Origin of the sequence: Serratia sp. CY47444, from assembly GCF_052168635.1 — a bacterium.
GTDB lineage: Bacteria > Pseudomonadota > Gammaproteobacteria > Enterobacterales > Enterobacteriaceae > Serratia > Serratia bockelmannii.
On sequence record NZ_JBJNMH010000001.1, the window covers coordinates 337,320 to 354,927 of the forward strand.

Here is a 17,608-nt window from a genome sequence, read left to right on the forward strand (position 1 = left end):
TTAAGACATGATTAACCCGCCATCCACATTGATGGTTTGGCCGGTGATATAATCGGCATCATCTGAGGCAAGGAAGGCCACGAGACCCGCCACATCTTCGGGTTGCCCGGCACGCTTGAGCGGAATACCCGCCACCCACTCGGCCATCAACTCCCCTTTGCCGTAAGTTTTTTCCGGGCCGCTGAGAATTTCTCCCCAAACGCGGTCGTTATATTCCCACATCTCGCTTTCAATGATGCCGGGGCAGAATGCATTGACGGTGATGCCATGTGGCGCCAGCTCAAGCGCTAAACTCTGCGTAATGCCGATCACCCCCATTTTGCTGGCGGCGTAATGCGGCGTATAAATAAATCCGTTACGCCCCTGGCCGGAAGAGGTGTTGATCAGGCGCCCCTTGCGCTGGCCGACCATATATTTAGCCGCCTCCCGGCAACAGAGCCAGACCGCCGTAGTATTTACCGCCAACACTTTCTCAAAATCGCTTTTGGGCATCTGGTCAAAACGATCGATAGTGATCACCCCGGCGTTCTGAATAGAAACGTCGATCGCGCCAAATCGCTCCCAGACCTGACGATAAAAATCAACTACCTGTGCTTCATCGGTAACGTCGAGGATGACCGGCAGCACCGCCACCCGATAACGCTGGCGCAGCGTTTCCGCCGCGGTCAGAATGCGCTCCGCATTCGATGCGATCGCCAGATTGGCACCCAAACTGGCGAAATGCTCGGCGATACCGGCGCCAATGCCGCGGCATGCGCCGGTAATCACCACGGTTTTCCCCGTGAAGTCACGATTCATGATTGTTCTCCTGTTATCAATGAGGCCGTCTGCGGCCGCCACAAGGTGCGCTGTACCGCCTGCCGCCACGCGCTGTAGTTTTCCTGCAGCTGGTGGTGGCGCTGCATATCGGGTTTAAACTCATCATGTTGAGGCAACAGTGCCGCCAGTTGCCGATCGGTAGCTCCCCACAGGCTGCGCATCGCCATCAACGCCGCCCCCAGGGCCGACAGTTCCGCCGTGTTGCTGCGCCACACCGGGCAACCCAGCAGATCGGCCTGAAACTGCATCAGCCAGTCATTGCGGCTGGGGCCGCCATCGGCCATCAACCCCTGCAGCGCAAAACCCGGTTGTTGCCGCAGTACGCCGATCACATCGGCGATTTGATAAGCCACCGATTCAAAAGCGGCCCGCACCAAATGTTCTCGCCGCGTGCCGCGGCTGAGCCCGCAAATCACGCCGCGCGCCTGCTCATCCCACCAGGGTGCGCCGGCACCGGTCAGCGCCGGTACAAAATAGACACCACCGCTATCGGGCACGCGAACAGGCAGTTCACTCAACGGCGCTTCGTCCTCCGACGGCATGGCGGCGATATCCAGCATCCAGGCGATAGCGTCGCCGGTGTGGGGAATATTGCCCTCCAGTGCGTACTGCATGCGTCCACCGTCATGCCAAGCGATGGTCGTTGCCAGAGCGCTCGTATCGCATTGCGCGTCGGCGATTGGCGCCATCACCGATGATCCGGTGCCATAGGTGGCTTTGACCTGCCCAGCCTGACCCAGCGCATGGCCATAAAGCGCCGCATGCGAATCCCCTACCATCGCAGCAATTGGAATGCCGTCAGCAATGCCGTCCAATCCCAACGTCGTACCGAACAGATGGCTGGAGGGATGGATAGTCGGCAGCGCCTGACGGGGAATATTGAACAGCGCCAGCATCTGCTCGTCCCACTCCCCGGAAGCGAGATTAAGCAGTTGAGTTCGGGCGGCATTGGAGACATCACAGCCGAATGCCCGCCCCCCGCTCAACTGCCACAACAGCCAGGCATCGATGGTGCCCAGGCACAGCTCGCCGTTCTCCGCCAGCCGTTGTCCCTCTTCGCAGTGATCGAGCAACCAGCGCATTTTCGACGCCGAGAACAACGGTGAAAGCGGCAAACCGGTGGCGCGACGCACTGCTTCCTCCTGCCGATCGCACCGCAGCCGTTCGCAGAAATCGGCGGAACGCGCGCATTGCCAAGTTAAGGCTGGCCCAATAGGCTGGCCGTTGGAACGCCGCCAGCCGATGGCGGTTTCACGCTGGTTGCTGATGGCGATACCGGCAATGCGGGATGATCCGGCCAACGCAATAGCCTCCCGCAACACCGCCAAAGAGGCCGCCAGCAAGGTCTCACCCCGTTGCTCCACCCAACCGGGCTGCGGCGTCTGCAACGTCAGTGGCCTGCTGGCTCTGGCGACGATCGTACCCTGCGCATCCACCACCACGGCCTTGGCGTTGCTGGTGCCCTCGTCCAACGCGACAATGCAATCCGCTTTAGCCATGGCTCACCTCAGCCAGCGGCTGCACCGCTTTTTTTTCCTGGCGCTGCATCAAAATGACCTTGCTCTGCAAACGCTGCTGGAACTGGTCAATCACCACGGCGGTGACGATCACCAGCCCTTTAATCACCATTTGCCAGAATTCGCTGACGCCCATCATCACCAAGCCGTCCGCCAGAAAAACGATCACAAAGGCGCCGATGATCGAACCGAATACCCTGCCGCGGCCACCGCTGAGCGCCGTACCGCCCAGCACCGTCGCGCCGATGGCGTCCATCTCGAACATATTGCCGGTCATCGGGTGCGCGGTTTGCAATTGTGAAGCGATGACCAGCCCCACCAGCGCCGCGCACAGCCCGGAAAACGCATAGACGAACATTTTCACTTTGACGATCGGCACCCCCGACAGCCGCGCCGCCGGCTCATTGCCGCCAATGGCATAGATATAACGGCCCAGCGGCGTTTTCTTAGTGAGATAGATCCCCAACAACACGATGGCCAACATCAGCCAAATCGGGTTGTAAATTCCCAGGAAGGTACCAGACCCCAGGGCAGCGAAACCGGTGTTGCCCAGCGCTTCCATGCCCACCAGATTGGGATAGGTTTTGCCGTCCGCCGTCAGCAACGCCGCCCCACGCGCCACGTACATCGCCCCCAGGGTGCAGATGAATGGCGCAACGCCGAACCGCGTGATCAGCGTGCCGTTGATCAAACCCAACAACACGCCCAACAGCGCCACCGCGCCGATCACTTCAAAAATGTTGAGAAACAGCCGATTGCCCTCCCACAGCGGGATACCGACGGTCAATAGCGCACCGGCAATCATCCCACACAAGCCCGCCACCGCGCCGACCGACAAGTCGATGCCGCCGGTGAGGATCACCAGCGTCATGCCAACCGCCAGCAACCCGGTAATCGCCACGTGCTGCGTCATGATCAGCAGATTGGAGACGGTCAGAAAATTCGGCACCATGCTGCTGAAGAACAGCACCACCAGCAACAGGGCGATGAAGGTGCGCGCCTGCAGCAAATACATATACAACCGATACTTGGTTTGCATTGCCTTATCCTTATGCATGAGGGGTTGAGGCGCGGATCAGCGTTTCGCGATCGGCCCGTTCACGCGGCAGATCGGCCGTCAGCTGCCCGTCCGCCATCACCATCACCCGGTCGGCCAGTGAGACCACCTCATCCAGCTCCGACGAAGAGAACATCACCGCCAGCCCCTGGCGCGCCATCGCACCAATCAGGTGGTAAACGTCCGTTTTGGCACCGACGTCAATTCCGCGCGTCGGCTCATCAAGAAACACCACCTGCGGCCCGGTCAGCAGCGCCTTGCCCAACACCACTTTCTGCTGATTGCCGCCGCTCAGGCTAGTAATTGGCAGCTCCCGGTCACTGACCTTGATCGCCAGTTTTTCGATCATGCCATCGACCAACGCACACTCCCCGGCCGACGCCAACGGCCGTAGCGCATTACGTCCCAGGCTGGCCAGGGTCATGTTGGCCTTGATCGACATCATCTGCACCAACCCCTCCGCCTGCCTGTCTTCCGGCACCAGCGCCATGCCCAACGCCATGCGTTGACGGAATCCCAGCCGCTCCACGCTTTTGCCATTGAGCAAAATGCGACCTGCCGTCTGACGCATCACGCCGTTGAGCACTTTGAACAGTTCGGTACGGCCGGCCCCCAACAGGCCATAAATGCCGATCACTTCCCCTTTGCGCAGTGAAAAACTGACGTCGTTAAGGCAATAGCCGCCGTTTTCACGCGGCAGCGTCAGCTGTTCGACCTTCAGCACTTCATCCCCTTGTTCTGCCGCGCAATAATCAAAGTGCTTGCTCTTTTCCCCCACCATCTTTTCGATGATCCACGGAATGCTGACGTTACTGACCGGTTCGGCGGCAACAAAACGCCCATCGCGAAATACCGTGATGCGATCGCCAATTTCCATCAGCTCTTCCAGTCGGTGAGAAATGTAGATGATGGTGACGCCGCGTTTTTTCAGATCGGCGATCACCCGAAACAGCGTGCGCACTTCGGCCTGACTCAGCGCCGACGTCGGCTCATCCATGATCAGCACCCGGGTGTCCTTCGCCAGGGCACGGGCAATTTCAACCAGCTGCTGATGACCGATACCGAGGCTGCCCAACGGCGTATGCGGATCGATATCCAACTCCAGCCGCTGCAGCAAGGATTTGGCCAGCTGATACTGATAGTCCACATTGATACGGCCGCGCTGGAAGAACTCGTTGGCCATAAAAATGTTGTCCATGACCGACATGTTGGGGAACAGGTTCAGCTCCTGAAAAATAATGCTGATCCCGAGCCGCTCCGCCTGCTGCGTGGAGGTTAACGTCACCGCTTTCCCCTCCAGCTCGATAGTGCCGGAGGACGGGGTTTCCACCCCCGCCAGCAGCTTCATCATGGTCGACTTGCCGGCGCCATTCTCGCCGATCAGCACGTTGACCTGGTTGCGAAACACTTGATAACTCACACTATCCAACGCGGTGACGCCCGGATAGAGACGCGAAACGTTGCGCGTTTGAATAATGATCGGATCGCTCATCACGCCCCCTTAAGGTTGAATGCGCACCGGCGTGATCAACAGCGGCTCGGCAGGTGCCTGCCAGCTGCTGAATACGCCATACACGGTAATGTGGTCACCCACCTTGGGCTGGGATCCGGCCAGTTCGTCGATCGAAGCCTGGTTAATCGCCCTGGCAAAATCGCCGAACAGCGCTTGGTCATTGAAATCGCTGTAGCTCAGGCCGCGATAGCTGTCGCGTAACGCCGTACCGCGGTAGACCGGCCCGATCTGCACCTCCACGCTGCTGAGCGGCGCATCGGTCAGTGCGAGCGTTAATTTTCCGCTGCGCGAGCGGGTGTTGACCGCCGCAACTTCACCGCTGACCTTAACGTTGAAGTAACAAGGAAACTCCGGTTGAGCACGGTACCCCAGCAGGCCGCAAGCGCTGTCAAAATCCTTGGCCTGGGCGATCCGGGCGATCAGCTCGCCCAGCGGCTGCGCCGTTTTGACCACTTGCGGGGCGATTTTGCTGCGGTAAATCTCCGCTGCCTGCGCCACATGTGGATTCACCGGGGAGCGAAGCTCCGCCAGCTTTTTCTCCGAGACGATACGGCAACCGCTCAACGCCAGGACGACGATGAGGGTCAACGCAATGCGCATCGACATAACAACACCTCCGATCGCACCCCGCCGCCAGGACGGGGTGGTGAAAGACGCCGCTCAGCGCGGGTTACGGTTTGAAGTTGAAGTCACTGACCCGTTGCGCATTGTCTTTGCCGATCAGGATGCCACGGAACATCACGCGTTCCTTGCCGGTATAGCTGCCGGATTGGAAATAGCCGTCGAGGATTTCAACGCCCTGCGCAGCGATAGCCTGCGCCTGCAACATCACGCTGGCGTAGAGGTTGCCGTTGAGAATGGCGTCACGTTCATCGTTGCTGCCGTCGATGCCCACCACGGTGACATCCTGCCGGCCAGCGGCTTTCAGCGCCGCCACTGCGCCCAGCGCCACCGGTCCGTTGCCGCAGATCACACCTTTGATGTCCGGATGCGCCTGCAAAATGCTGTCCATGATGCGTTTCCCCTCCAGCAGATTACCCTTGGCATCCTGACGCGCCACGCTGACCATCTCAGGATATTGGTCGATCACGTTGTGGAACGACTGCGAACGCGTAACGCAGTTATTGTCCGCCAGGTTGCAGGTCAGCTCGGCGTATTTGCCGGTTTCCCCCATTTTTTCCACAAACTGGTTGGCGACGTCCGAGCCGGCCTGGAAGTTGTTATGGGTGATCTGCGCCAACGCCACGCCATCGACCGGGATCTCGCGGTTGATCAGCACCACTGGAATGCCGGCGTTTTTCGCCTGCTGTACGGCGGCGACGCTGGCCTGGGAATCGGCGTTATCCAAAATGATGCCCTGAACCTTACGGCCGATAACCAGGCTGATGAGCTCTCCCTGGCGCTTAACGTCTTCGCCGTGCGACAGCACCAGCGTCTGATAGCCGAGAGACTTGGCTTTGGCCTCGGCCCCCTTGGCTTCCGCGGAGTAATAAGGGTTGTCCAATGAGTTGACGAGGATGGCGATCGTGCCCTTTTCCGCCGCCATGGCAGAGGTGAAGGCAAAACCGGTGAGCAGGGTGAGGTAAGTGGCTATTTTTCTCATGATGGTGTTCTCTTATCGTTGTGTTGAACATCGTCTGGTGTTGGCGATCGCTGCGGTTGCCGCTTACCAAATGGTAAAACCGCCGTCGATCATCAGGTCCGCGCCGGTAATCATGTCGCTGCCGTTGCTGGCAAAAAACAGGATCGCCGCCGCGATTTCATCGGTATAAGCAAAACGCCCCAGTGGGATCAGCTTTTTCATCGCCTCGCCCTTTTCGCCTCGCCAGGCTTTCTCTCCCATAGGCGTCAGCACCACGGTGGGCGATAACGTATTGACGGTGATGCCGTGCGGCGCCCACTCTTTGGCCATCACCTTGGTCATGCCTAGCAGCCCCGCCTTGGCGGAGGTGTAAGCACAGTGATCGTCAATGGCGATGGAAGCCGCCTGCGACGCGATGTTGATGATTTTCCCGCCGTGGCCGGCGGTTATCGCGCGGCGCGCCAGTTCTTGTGAGCACAGGAAAGGCCCGGTGAGATTGACCGCCAGATGGCGCTGCCACTCCTCGAGCGTGACTTCTGTCGCCGGCTGCAAATTAACGTAGCCGGCGCAGTTGACCAGGATATCGAGCCGGCCAAAGCGCCGCTCAGCCGCGTTGAAGGCGGCAGCCACCGAGTCGGGTTCGGTCACGTCGCACACCTGACAGAACACCTGTTCATCGCCCAACTCTCGCAGCGCTGCCGCGGCCTTGTCTTGTTCAAAGGCCGGATACATCAACACCAGGCGCGCGCCCTTTTCCAACAGCAGGCGATTGGCTGCCATCGCGATGCCGCCCAAACCGCCGGTGATTACCGCAACCTTCCCTGCCAGCGACATCCGGCTATCGACACCGTAGCGTAAATTAACGTCATATTCGTTCCGCTCCATCGCATCCCCCTATTGAGTTAACTGTGCATGCAATCCTGCCGCATCGATGGCGTATTGCCGCCGCAGCGCCGCCCGGCTGCTGCTGTGGGTAAATTCGTAAGCCGGCATGCCCAGCGCGGTAAACGGCCGCGGCAGCTGATGCCGCAGCAACAATTCACCGATGATGGTGCCTAAACCACCGCTGAGCGCATGCTCCTCCATAGTCAGCACCTGGCGGTGCGAGCGCATCAACGCCACCACCGCCTCCTCATTGAGCGGCCAGAGCGAAGGGAGAGAGACAATGGTCGGGTTATCGCCCAATGCCAGCACCTTCATCGCCTCATGAGCCACCGTGCCCAAACAGAACACCAGGTTATCTTCCCCCTGGTGCAACACCTCCGGCTCTCCCGGACGGAATTGGTAATCCGCGTTCAACACCGGCAGCTTGTCACTGTCCATACGGATATAGGCCGGACCGGGTTGCGCGATGACATGACGGACAATCTCTGCCGCTTGCCTTGCATCCGCCGGCGCATAGACGCTGAGATTGCCCAACGTACGGGCGATGGCGATATCGTTCATGCAGTGGTGCGTCGCGCCCAGTGGCCCGTAACCAAATCCGGCATTCAGGCCAAGCATTTTCACGTTGGTCTCCGTGTAGCAAACATCGTTTTTCATCTGTTCGTTTGAACGAGCGAACAGGAAAGGTGCCGCGTTGGCGGTAAAGACCGTGCGGCCGCTGAGCGCCATGCCGGCGGCCATGCCTACCATGTTCTGCTCGGCGATACCGACGTTCACCACCCGCTCCGGATAAGCCTGCTCAAAGGGCGCGATTTTCGACGTGGACGTGGAATCCGCCACCATCACGCTCAGATCCGCACCCGCCCGTTGCTGTTCGATCAACGCCGTTACCACCGCATCGCGTAAATCCTGCATGTTTACCCCTCCAGTTCCGCCAGCGCCTGCGCCAGCTGTTGTTCGTCCGGTACCGCGTGATGCCAGGCGGCAACGTTAGCCATAAACGACACGCCGTGCCCCTTTTCGGTATTGGCCAAAATCACTCGCGGCTTGTCCTGGCTCGGGCGTTGGATCGCCGCCACCAGCGCCGCCGGATCGTGGCCGTCACATTCCAGAGTTTCAAAGCCGAAAGCGCGCCATTTTTCCGCCAACGGTTCCAGCGGCATGATGGCCTCTGTCTTTCCCGCCAGCTGCAGCCGGTTGCGATCGACGATGGCAATCAGGTTATCCAGCTTAAATTTGCTGGCCGCCATCGCCGCCTCCCAATTGGAACCCTCTGCCAGTTCGCCGTCGCCCAGCAACACGAAAGCGCGGCGATGCGCACGCCCCGCCAGCTTGTTGCCCAGCGCCAGCCCCACGCCGATCGGCAGCCCATGCCCCAAACCGCCAGAGTTGATCTCCACCAGCTCCGGCAGCTTCTGCCGCACCGGATGCCCGGCCAACAAGGTGTCGTCGCCCATGAACTGATCGAGCACCGCAGGATCCAGCAAGCCCATCGCCGCGCAACTGCAGTAGAAACCGCCGGCGCCATGCCCTTTAGACAAAATGAACCGATCCTGATCAGGCCGGGCATTGCTGCGATCCATCACCGCCATATACAAGGTGCAGATGATGTCGATCTCCGACAGATCGGCGCCGGTATGGCCCTTGCCTGCCTTATGGTTCATGGTCACCACATATCGGCGCGCCTGGCGTGCCGTGTTTTTAATCGCCTGAAAGTCCATCGTCACCTCTGCATAAGCGCCCTGATTATCGTTATCGCATCGAAATTGATCCGTTAACTCGCCATTGATTTTCGAATGGAAATCATATGCAGCAAAAACGATAATTAATGTGGGCAAGATCAAATTTCAAGCAAAAGCGCTTATCAGACAACACCCATGCCGATAAAAACCAATAAATAACAACACGATAAAAATCACCCGGCTGCTTTGATTTAGTTTTTACCGTTGATTTGATCGGATGCCAATGATTTTCGAATAAAAATCAATACTGCTTAGCCGGGTTTATCCGTGGCTTTATCAATAATCGCGAGCTAAAATTCAGCGCATCAATAAGGAGTGGCCGTGGCAAACCGCGCGGCGGGAACTGACAGGTGCAGGAGTCTTTCGATTGAAAAGCAAAAGCGAACAGCTGGCGGAAATGCAGCAACGGCGCGAAAAGATCCTCGACATGATCCGCGAAGACGGCTCGGCGACGGTCAAAATGCTTACCGATACCTTCAAGCTGACCGAGGCGACCATTCGTACCGATCTGCGCGTCCTGCAGCAGCAAGGCTATGTGCAGCGCTTCCACGGTGGTGCAACTCTGGTTGATGGCAAGCAAAATACTCATGCCATGCTGCTGGAACGCCAGGTTAACCTGACCGCCAAAGATCGCATCGGCAAGCTCGCCGCCGGTTTTATCGAGCCCGGCGACACCATCATTCTTGATTCAGGCACCACCACCACGGCTATCGCCAATCACCTGAATCACATAAAGAAACTGTCCGTTATCACCACCGGCGTCAATATTGCACTGCAGCTGGGCGGCGAACCGGGTGTGAATATTTTGCTGACCGGGGGCTCATTCAAATTCCCCACGCTCTCCACCTCCGGGGACAAAGCCGCCAGCTTCTTCGAAAACGTGCTGGCGCAAAAGCTGTTCCTCGCGACGGCCTGCATCTCGCCCCGCCACGGGCTCAGTTTCCCAAGCGAAACCGACATCAAACTGAAAATGGCGATGATCAATGCAGCCAACACGGTGTATGTGGTGGCCGACTCAAGCAAGATCGATAAGGTTTCAATGTTTGCGCTGCCTTGTGACTGGCAGCATATCGACTATTTGATTACCGACAACGGAATTGGCGATTCCGCACTGCAGGCATTTGAAAAGGTAGGCGTTAAGGTCTTGGTGGCAGGCGCCTGAACGGCGCCTGTGAAAGAAGTGATTATTCCGGCTTGCGCGCCGCGATTTCCTGCTGCTCTTGCGGCGGCGGCGTCAGCGGGCCGAACCAGCGCTGCGCCAACCAGCAGGTGACCACCACCAGCAGCCAGCTGATCAGCGTAGCCATCGCCAGATCGCGCGGCCAGTGCATGCCCAACAGCAGGCGGCTGCCCATCACGCCGGTCGCCCACACCATCAGCAGCGCGACGGTTTTATAATGGCGGCGTGGCCACAGCAGCCCTACGCCCAACAGCGCCCAGGTAGCGGCGAACATCGTGTGCCCCGACGGGAAAGCGAAACCGGTTTCAAACTGCCAGTGCTTGCGCAGCCAGTTCGGCACCACCGTCTGATCCTGCAATTGCTCGCGCACCAGCGCGCTGCGCTCTTTGCGATGCAGCGAATAGAAGTATTTACCGTCCACGCCGTGGGTTTGCTCCAGCCATACCACAAACGGTCGCGGTTCTTGCACCCGATCCTTGATCAACGATTTGACCCCCTGCCCAATCACCAACGCGGCGGAAAGCAGGATTGCCAGACCGATGGCCGCCTTCAACCGAAAGCGCAGGCACCACAAAAACCAGCCGCAAAGGATAGCGCTGGTCAGAATGCCCCACGGCGAGGTCACGGTTTCGGTCACCCAGTACAGCGCTTTGAGCAGCGGCTCGTTGCCGCCGGGCTGCCAGTGCCAGCCGGATGCCCATACTACCAGCGGCATCAACAGCAGCAGCAGCGCGCCGCCCGCCGTGCGTTTTGCTATCTCATACATTCTATTCTTCCTCTGCGTGAATCAGGCAGCAGTGTAACAAGAGTGCAATATTGATAACACGCGAAAAATTAAACAGATAGGCAACCTATCGCAGTAATAGGTGGCCAGAAAACGCCATCTGCTGGTTTGCTGAGCACCGCCCGGCAAGAAGTTGTGGCAAAATAGCCGATAATTAACGAAATAGAGATCGGCGTAGCACGTTTTAGTCTTGGTCAATTTACCGAACCGGACTTAGGATGCGCGACAATGATTGAATCGTAGTTTTTTGTGGAGAATGACATGCAGCTTAAACGGGTGGCAGAGGCTAAACTGCCGACACCTTGGGGCGATTTCCTGATGGTAGGATTCGAAGAACTGGCGACCGGGCATGACCATCTGGCGCTGGTATTCGGTGATATTTCCGGCGAAACGCCGGTGCTCGCACGCGTGCATTCCGAATGTCTGACCGGCGATGCCCTGTTCAGCCTGCGCTGCGACTGCGGTTTTCAACTGGAAGCCGCGCTGGAGCAGATTGCCGAAGAAGGCCGTGGCATCCTGCTTTATCATCGCCAGGAGGGCCGCAATATCGGCCTGTTGAACAAGATCCGCGCCTATGCCCTGCAGGATAAGGGCGCAGACACCGTGGAAGCCAACCACCAGCTCGGCTTTGCCGCCGACGAGCGCGACTTCACCCTGTGCGCCGACATGTTCAAACTGCTGGGCGTCGACGCGGTGCGTTTGCTGACCAACAACCCGAAAAAGGTCGAGATCCTGACCGAAGCCGGCATCAACATCAGCGAGCGCGTGCCGCTGATCGTCGGCCGCAACCCGAAGAACGAACACTATCTGGCGACCAAGGCCGCCAAAATGGGCCATTTGCTCGATCAGAAGTGATCGCCGCCGCGGCGGAAACAATCAGGGCGCCTTGCGGCGCCCTTTTTATTGCCTAATTACAGCATTTTCCTGATCACATAGTGCAGGATGCCGTCGTTTTCGTAGTAGGTCAGCTCATTGCCGGTATCGATGCGGCAACGGGTGTCGATCACGTCCTTGCGCCCGTCGGCATAGGTGATATGCACCGGCACCGTCTGGCCCGGCTGCAGCTGCTGCAGGCCGCCGACGCTAATCTGCTCATCCCCGGTCAGCCCCAGGGTTTTGCGCGTCACCCCTTGCGGGAACTCCAGCGGCAAAATCCCCATGCCAATCAGGTTGGAGCGGTGAATGCGCTCGAAGGATTCGGCTATCACCACCCGCACGCCCAGCAGGCGCGGCCCCTTCGCCGCCCAGTCGCGGCTGGAGCCGGAACCGTACTCTTTACCGGCGATCACCGCCAGCGGCACTTTCTCCTGCTGGTACTGCATGGCGGCGTCGTAGATAGACAGCTGCTGCTGCGACGGAATATGGCGGGTATAGCCGCCTTCGACGCCCGGTACCATTTCGTTGCGAATGCGGATGTTGGCGAAGGTGCCGCGCATCATCACTTCGTGGTTGCCGCGGCGTGAACCGTAGGAGTTAAAATCCTGCGGCGCCACGCCGTGCTCGCTCAAGTAGCGCCCCGCCGGGCTGTCGCGCTTGATGTTACCCGCCGGCGAGATGTGGTCGGTGGTCACCGAGTCGGCCAGAATCGCCAGAATGCGCGCGTCCTTGATGTCCTGCACCGGATCCGGCTTCACCTTCATGGTGCTGAAGAACGGAGGATGGCGGATATAGGTAGAATCCTCCTGCCATTGATAGGTCGCCGAACCGGTCACCTGGATCGCCTGCCAGTTGGCGTCGCCGTCGAACACTTCGCCGTATTCCTTGTGGAACATCTCGGTGCGCACTTCTTCCACCGCCTGAGCGATGTCCTGGCTGCTCGGCCAGATGTCCTTCAAATAGACCGGCTGACCGTCATTACCCTCGCCCAGCGGCTCTTTGGTCAGATCGATCTTCATGCTGCCCGCCAGCGCATAAGCCACTACCAGCGGCGGCGAGGCCAGCCAGTTGGTTTTCACCAGCGGGTGGATGCGCCCTTCGAAGTTACGGTTGCCCGACAGCACCGCGCCCACGGTCAGATCGCCCTCTTTGATCGCCTGCTCGATGGGATCCGGCAGCGGCCCGGAGTTGCCGATACAGGTGGTACAGCCATATCCCACCAGGTTGAACCCCAGCTCTTCCAGATAGGCGGTGAGTTTGGCACTGTCAAAGTAGTCGGTCACCACTTTGGAACCCGGCGCCAGCGAGGTTTTTACCCAGGGTTTGCTGCGTAGCCCTTTCTTGACGGCGTTTTTCGCCAGCAGGCCGGCCGCCATCATGACGCTCGGGTTGGAGGTGTTGGTGCAGGAGGTGATCGCCGCGATCACTACCGCGCCGTCGCGCAGTTCGTGCTGCTGCCCGTCCAGCGTAAAGGTTTTGCTGTCTGTCTTGGCCTTGTGGCCGCCGATATCCAGCTCGGTCGCGGCCGTGAACGCCTGCGGCACATTCGGCAGCGCGACGCGATCCTGCGGGCGTTTCGGCCCGGCGAGGCTGGCTTCCACCGTCGACATATCCAGCGCCAGCGAGCTGGTGAAGACCGGCTCATCCCCCGGATTGCGCCACATGCCCTGCGCTTTGACGTAGGCTTCCACCAGCGCGATTTGTTCGGCGCTGCGGCCGCTGAGCTTCATATAGCCGAGCGTAACGTCATCCACCGGGAAGAAACCGCAGGTGGCGCCGAACTCCGGCGACATGTTGGCGATGGTTGCCCGGTCCGCCAGCGGCAGATCGTCCAGCCCATCGCCGTAAAACTCGACGAACTTGCCGACCACGCCGTGCTTGCGCAGCATTTGAGTCACCGTCAGCACCAGGTCAGTGGCGGTAATGCCCTCGCGGAGCTTGCCGGTCAGCTTGAAGCCGACCACGTCCGGGATCAGCATCGACACCGGCTGGCCCAGCATCGCCGCTTCCGCTTCGATGCCGCCGACGCCCCAGCCGAGGATACCCAGGCCGTTGATCATGGTGGTGTGGGAATCGGTGCCCACCAGCGTATCCGGATAAGCCACGCGGCGGCCGCTTTCGTCGCTGTGCCAGACCGTTTGGCCGAGGTATTCGAGGTTGACCTGGTGGCAGATGCCGGTGCCCGGTGGCACCACGCGGAAGCGGTTGAAGGCTTTCTGCCCCCAGCGCAGGAAGGTGTAGCGCTCGTGGTTGCGCTGCATTTCGATACGCACGTTGTCTTCGAAGGCGTTATCGTCGCCAAATTCATCGACGGTGACCGAGTGGTCAATCACCAGGTCCACCGGCGACAGCGGATTCACCTGGTCGACGTTGCCGCCCAGTCGCCGCACCGCTTCGCGCATCGCGGCCAGATCCACCACCGCCGGAACGCCGGTAAAATCCTGCATCAGCACGCGCGCCGGACGATAGGCGATCTCACGGTCAGCATGGCCGGTTTGCAGCCAGGCGACGATGGCCTTGAGGTCGTCAACCTGCACGGTGTCACCATCCACATGGCGCAGCAGGTTTTCCAACAGCACTTTCATTGATTTCGGCAACCGGTCGATATCACCCAGCTGCTTCGCCGCCAGCGGCAGACTGTAGTAGTAATATTCGCTATTCAGCGCAACCAGCTTATCCAGACTTGTTTCACGAAGATCGGACGACATAGCTCCTCCATTTCTTATTGTGACTAAAACAGGGTAATCAGTGAGGTCTTGTTTAAAGATACCACAAAGATAAGTTAACGTTTTGATAACAACACGATTTGATCACAACGATAGGTGGGAACAATCAGCGGGAAGGAAGTGCGAGCCCAGCCAAGGGGTTAGGCAATACGCCAACAAAAACGCCGCAACGATGCGGCGCTTTGGCAGGGAAAGGTTAGCTACAACAGCTCAGCGGGGAAATCCATCTCCACAACCGCCAGCTGATTCTTACGCCCCTTCTTTACCTTGATGTCCATCCCTTTGCGCAGTAGATGCATCTGGCCTGGTTGAACCAGGGCCTTGGCAGTGTGGAGTCGGGTGTCGCCCGGGAGATAAAAATCAACGTCAAAGAAAAAGTCATTGCCATATCGAGTGTTGGTTTGCCGACAGGATTCGAGGTGTGAGGCGATAATTTCACCTTGCCAGCTGTCCTTGTTGAGATAGTTTTTAACTGCAGACATCTCGGTCGAGTTACCGCCGTTGTTTTTAAAAATACAGTAAAAGAAAATGCCCATCACGACAGGGGTGGCGATCCCCGCATACAGGAAGTACTTCGACATATCAGCCAGAGACATAAGCGTGCTGCTCCATTTTATGTAATTATAAACAACGAGTTATTCGTTACATTCAGCGTTCTGTTGCTGATATTGGTCACCTCGACATTCACCACCACCCCGTTCGTTTCCGTTTTGAACGCCGTCTTTGAAAACTCTTTCAGCTTATAAGAATTGGATAGCCCCGTCAGGCCGTTGGACACGCCAACGATGCTGCTGGCTATCGCCGATGCCGATACGCTATTACCGGTAATGCTTTCACTGAAGGCTGTCACGGTCAGGCTGTGCAGCTTGGGATTGAACACGGACTCCGGCGCTTCGAGGCTGATCTTTTCGCCGCTGACAATTTTGATCTGATGCGGGCTGTAAATCGTAATGGTTCCCGCGTTGACGTTTTGCGTCCAGTCGCCGCTATTGATATTGGTGGTAACGCCGTCTTTGATCGTTTCGTTGACGCCGCCCTTGATCTCGCTGGTAACGCCCCCCGTGATGTTCTCTTTATGGCCGCCAGCGCCGATCGTAACGTCCCGCCCTTTATCCAGGGTCTCAGTCAGTTTGCCGGAGACATGGTGGCTTTCATTCCCGTCGATATCGCTGGTACGGTCGCCTTTGATCGTTACCTTGTCACCGCCGTCCTTAATGTCGAACGTCCGCCCTGCCTTGATCTCCGTAGCGACACCGCCATTAAAATAGCCGGTTTCTTTTTTATCCACCGTGGTGGTGCGCTGGCTCTTGTAATGGAAGGTGGCATTGCCCGTCACTTCGTCTTGCTGTTGCTTGAGGATAGTTGTCGACCGGTTACCATCAATATTGACCTGCTGGTCATTTTCCACCGAAACCTTCATATCCTTTTCGGAGTGCAGTTCCACGGCCTCGCTGCCCACCTTATCTTCGAAAAAAAGATAGCTGGCGTTGTCCCGGCTTCCGTCCTTACTGCGAGTCATAAAACCCATTTGCGTAGCCGCCGCCGGCAACACCCACGGCGGCATGCTCGCTTCATTGTAGACGCGCCCGGTGACAATCGGCCGATCCGGATCGCCATTGATAAAGTCCACCACCACTTCATCACCGACGCGCGGTATCTGTACCGAACCGAACCCTTGCCCCGCCCAGGCACTCGAGACCCTCACCCAGCACGAACTGGTATCATCCCCTTTGGCGCGGCGATCCCAGTGAAACTTCACTTTTATCCGGCCGTATTTGTCCGTCCAGATATTCTCGCCGACGGGCCCCACCACCTTGGCCGTTTGCGGGCCATAGGTGCGCGGCCACGGCGTCACCGTCATCGGACGAAAGACGGTAGCAGCCGGGATAACCGTAAAGTCGATGCGATGAATCGTCTCTCCTTCTTCGCCGCTGGCGTAGCGGTTCTCGGAGAACGTGTAATCGGCGGCCGTCGTCAGGTATTCGCCGTTATCGCTGAAAAACGGGGCGTTGATCAGGGTAAAGGTATAGCCCGGCGCGATTCCGATCGCCGTTGCTGTGCCATGTACCTGCTGATGTTCCACCTGCCAGCGTTCCTGGCGCACGCGTGCGTAGAATTCTCCATCGGCGTGCTCGACATAGCGGCCCGGCCAATCGTAGACGTCGATGCTGCCCGGCATCGGCGAGGCCGGGTTTTGGCGAGCCTGGAACAGCCAGGCGTTCGGTTTGCGAAAGTCATAGTCGTCCAAACCGTAAATGCCCGGCGTTACGCTGTCTTCCGGTGCCCATTGGCCGATGCCCTGCTCGAGGGTGCTGCCGCCAGACGGAGTCTGATGGTAAGGAATCGTCTCGTAGCCGCTAAACGGCTGATACTGCCCTGCCGCATCCGTCAGCACCAGCGTGTGGCGGCCCGCCTCATGGCGAAAATGGTAAACAATACCCTCCAGCTCCATGAGGCGGCTGATAAAATCGAGACTGCTCTCCTGATACTGAACACAGTAATCCCACACCCGATAGCGACCGGTGAGTTTATCCTCTACGTTAACCTGATATTCGCTGAGCAAAGCATGCACCGTTTGCGGCACCGTCTGGCCCTGGAAGATGCGCAGATTGCGATCCCGCTTCATCGGCCATAGATCCGATTCCACCGTCAGCGTATACACAGCATAACGCGTGCCACTTAATTCGACGGCACTGACGGCAACGCGGGTCACTTTGCCATTGATATGGCGATCCGCTGACAGCAGTCCCGTCGGTAGATTCACCGTGACCGGTTGCCCCAACAGCTCGCTGCGATTAATGCGGGCATCCCGTCCCAGCAAGGTCAGCGTAAGCGCAAACGGCTCGGACAAGGCCTCACGGCCCGCCAGCTTCCAAAAAAGCAGGCCCTCAACGGGCAATTGAACAGAGATACGGCTGGTCATGAGA

General features: G+C 58.5%; 15 protein-coding genes. 2 read left to right on the top strand and 13 right to left on the bottom strand.

Going from position 1 to position 17,608, the window contains the following annotated elements; all coding sequences use genetic code 11:
• The 9 genes from ACJ8IL_RS01505 to ACJ8IL_RS01545 form a co-directional block, all read right to left on the bottom strand.
• Positions 1 to 798 (bottom strand): SDR family oxidoreductase, encoded by a 798-nt coding sequence (locus ACJ8IL_RS01505; protein ID WP_060433167.1) that lies wholly within the window; start codon positions 796 to 798, stop codon positions 1 to 3.
• On the bottom strand, positions 795 to 2,318 hold the full coding sequence (locus ACJ8IL_RS01510; RefSeq protein ID WP_442516307.1) for an FGGY family carbohydrate kinase: 1,524 nt from the start codon (positions 2,316 to 2,318) through the stop codon (positions 795 to 797). The genes ACJ8IL_RS01505 and ACJ8IL_RS01510 overlap by 4 nt, the downstream gene beginning before the upstream one ends.
• Complete coding sequence (locus ACJ8IL_RS01515; RefSeq protein WP_442516308.1) at positions 2,311 to 3,375, bottom strand: ABC transporter permease; 1,065 nt, start codon at positions 3,373 to 3,375, stop codon at positions 2,311 to 2,313. The genes ACJ8IL_RS01510 and ACJ8IL_RS01515 overlap by 8 nt, the downstream gene beginning before the upstream one ends.
• A gap of 10 nt (positions 3,376 to 3,385) precedes the next feature.
• On the bottom strand, positions 3,386 to 4,885 hold the full coding sequence (locus ACJ8IL_RS01520; protein WP_060433170.1) for a sugar ABC transporter ATP-binding protein: 1,500 nt from the start codon (positions 4,883 to 4,885) through the stop codon (positions 3,386 to 3,388).
• A gap of 9 nt (positions 4,886 to 4,894) precedes the next feature.
• Positions 4,895 to 5,512 carry a DUF2291 family protein gene (locus ACJ8IL_RS01525; RefSeq protein WP_060447745.1) on the bottom strand — a complete coding sequence of 206 codons (618 nt, stop codon included), beginning with the start codon at positions 5,510 to 5,512 and terminating at the stop codon, positions 4,895 to 4,897.
• 64 nt (positions 5,513 to 5,576) lie between these two features.
• A complete protein-coding gene (locus tag ACJ8IL_RS01530; protein WP_025303030.1) occupies positions 5,577 to 6,509 on the bottom strand; it encodes a D-ribose ABC transporter substrate-binding protein in 933 nt (310 codons plus the stop codon).
• Between the two features lie 63 nt (positions 6,510 to 6,572).
• A complete protein-coding gene (locus ACJ8IL_RS01535; RefSeq protein ID WP_025303031.1) occupies positions 6,573 to 7,373 on the bottom strand; it encodes a GolD/DthD family dehydrogenase in 801 nt (266 codons plus the stop codon).
• A gap of 9 nt (positions 7,374 to 7,382) precedes the next feature.
• Positions 7,383 to 8,288 carry a transketolase family protein gene (locus ACJ8IL_RS01540; RefSeq protein WP_368906648.1) on the bottom strand — a complete coding sequence of 302 codons (906 nt, stop codon included), beginning with the start codon at positions 8,286 to 8,288 and terminating at the stop codon, positions 7,383 to 7,385.
• Positions 8,289 to 8,290: 2 nt separating this feature from the next.
• Positions 8,291 to 9,094, bottom strand: a complete 804-nt coding sequence (locus ACJ8IL_RS01545) for a transketolase (RefSeq protein WP_043142526.1) — start codon at positions 9,092 to 9,094, stop codon at positions 8,291 to 8,293.
• Positions 9,095 to 9,482: 388 nt separating this feature from the next.
• On the opposite strand from ACJ8IL_RS01545, the gene ACJ8IL_RS01550 reads away from it, so the two are divergent.
• Complete coding sequence (locus tag ACJ8IL_RS01550) at positions 9,483 to 10,277, top strand: DeoR/GlpR family DNA-binding transcription regulator (RefSeq protein ID WP_025303034.1); 795 nt, start codon at positions 9,483 to 9,485, stop codon at positions 10,275 to 10,277.
• A gap of 22 nt (positions 10,278 to 10,299) precedes the next feature.
• On the opposite strand, the gene pgpB is transcribed toward ACJ8IL_RS01550, so the two are convergent.
• Positions 10,300 to 11,061, bottom strand: a complete 762-nt coding sequence (pgpB, locus tag ACJ8IL_RS01555) for a phosphatidylglycerophosphatase B (RefSeq protein WP_442516309.1) — start codon at positions 11,059 to 11,061, stop codon at positions 10,300 to 10,302.
• 279 nt (positions 11,062 to 11,340) lie between these two features.
• Here pgpB and ribA point away from each other — a divergent pair, with 279 nt between their 5' ends.
• The gene (gene ribA / locus ACJ8IL_RS01560) at positions 11,341 to 11,934 is read left to right on the top strand and encodes a GTP cyclohydrolase II (RefSeq protein WP_141968504.1); all 594 of its coding nucleotides are present in this window, start codon (positions 11,341 to 11,343) and stop codon (positions 11,932 to 11,934) included.
• A gap of 56 nt (positions 11,935 to 11,990) precedes the next feature.
• On the opposite strand, the gene acnA is transcribed toward ribA, so the two are convergent.
• From acnA to ACJ8IL_RS01575, 3 genes are all read right to left on the bottom strand, one after another.
• Entirely contained in the window at positions 11,991 to 14,663 is a 2,673-nt protein-coding gene (gene acnA, locus ACJ8IL_RS01565) for an aconitate hydratase AcnA (RefSeq protein WP_414104447.1), read from the bottom strand.
• Between the two features lie 218 nt (positions 14,664 to 14,881).
• Positions 14,882 to 15,277 carry a hypothetical protein gene (locus ACJ8IL_RS01570; RefSeq protein ID WP_043142513.1) on the bottom strand — a complete coding sequence of 132 codons (396 nt, stop codon included), beginning with the start codon at positions 15,275 to 15,277 and terminating at the stop codon, positions 14,882 to 14,884.
• 17 nt (positions 15,278 to 15,294) lie between these two features.
• Positions 15,295 to 17,604 (bottom strand): type VI secretion system Vgr family protein, encoded by a 2,310-nt coding sequence (locus ACJ8IL_RS01575; RefSeq protein ID WP_142590323.1) that lies wholly within the window; start codon positions 17,602 to 17,604, stop codon positions 15,295 to 15,297.
• Positions 17,605 to 17,608 lie beyond the last annotated feature (4 nt).

Excerpts from the sequence above, each read along its gene's own strand:
- ACJ8IL_RS01575 (WP_142590323.1), bottom strand. The coding sequence starts at position 17,604 with ATGACCAGCCGTATCTCTGTTCAATTGCCCGTTGAGGGCCTGCTTTTT.
- ACJ8IL_RS01510 (WP_442516307.1), bottom strand. The coding sequence starts at position 2,318 with ATGGCTAAAGCGGATTGCATTGTCGCGTTGGACGAGGGCACCAGCAAC.
- acnA (WP_414104447.1), bottom strand. The coding sequence starts at position 14,663 with ATGTCGTCCGATCTTCGTGAAACAAGTCTGGATAAGCTGGTTGCGCTG.
- ACJ8IL_RS01570 (WP_043142513.1), bottom strand. The coding sequence starts at position 15,277 with ATGTCTCTGGCTGATATGTCGAAGTACTTCCTGTATGCGGGGATCGCC.
- ACJ8IL_RS01520 (WP_060433170.1), bottom strand. The coding sequence starts at position 4,885 with ATGAGCGATCCGATCATTATTCAAACGCGCAACGTTTCGCGTCTCTAT.
- ACJ8IL_RS01525 (WP_060447745.1), bottom strand. The coding sequence starts at position 5,512 with ATGTCGATGCGCATTGCGTTGACCCTCATCGTCGTCCTGGCGTTGAGC.
- pgpB (WP_442516309.1), bottom strand. The coding sequence starts at position 11,061 with ATGTATGAGATAGCAAAACGCACGGCGGGCGGCGCGCTGCTGCTGCTG.
- ACJ8IL_RS01515 (WP_442516308.1), bottom strand. The coding sequence starts at position 3,375 with ATGCAAACCAAGTATCGGTTGTATATGTATTTGCTGCAGGCGCGCACC.
- ACJ8IL_RS01545 (WP_043142526.1), bottom strand. The coding sequence starts at position 9,094 with ATGGACTTTCAGGCGATTAAAAACACGGCACGCCAGGCGCGCCGATAT.
- ACJ8IL_RS01530 (WP_025303030.1), bottom strand. The coding sequence starts at position 6,509 with ATGAGAAAAATAGCCACTTACCTCACCCTGCTCACCGGTTTTGCCTTC.
- ACJ8IL_RS01540 (WP_368906648.1), bottom strand. The coding sequence starts at position 8,288 with ATGCAGGATTTACGCGATGCGGTGGTAACGGCGTTGATCGAACAGCAA.
- ACJ8IL_RS01535 (WP_025303031.1), bottom strand. The coding sequence starts at position 7,373 with ATGGAGCGGAACGAATATGACGTTAATTTACGCTACGGTGTCGATAGC.
- ACJ8IL_RS01505 (WP_060433167.1), bottom strand. The coding sequence starts at position 798 with ATGAATCGTGACTTCACGGGGAAAACCGTGGTGATTACCGGCGCATGC.
- ribA (WP_141968504.1), top strand. The coding sequence starts at position 11,341 with ATGCAGCTTAAACGGGTGGCAGAGGCTAAACTGCCGACACCTTGGGGC.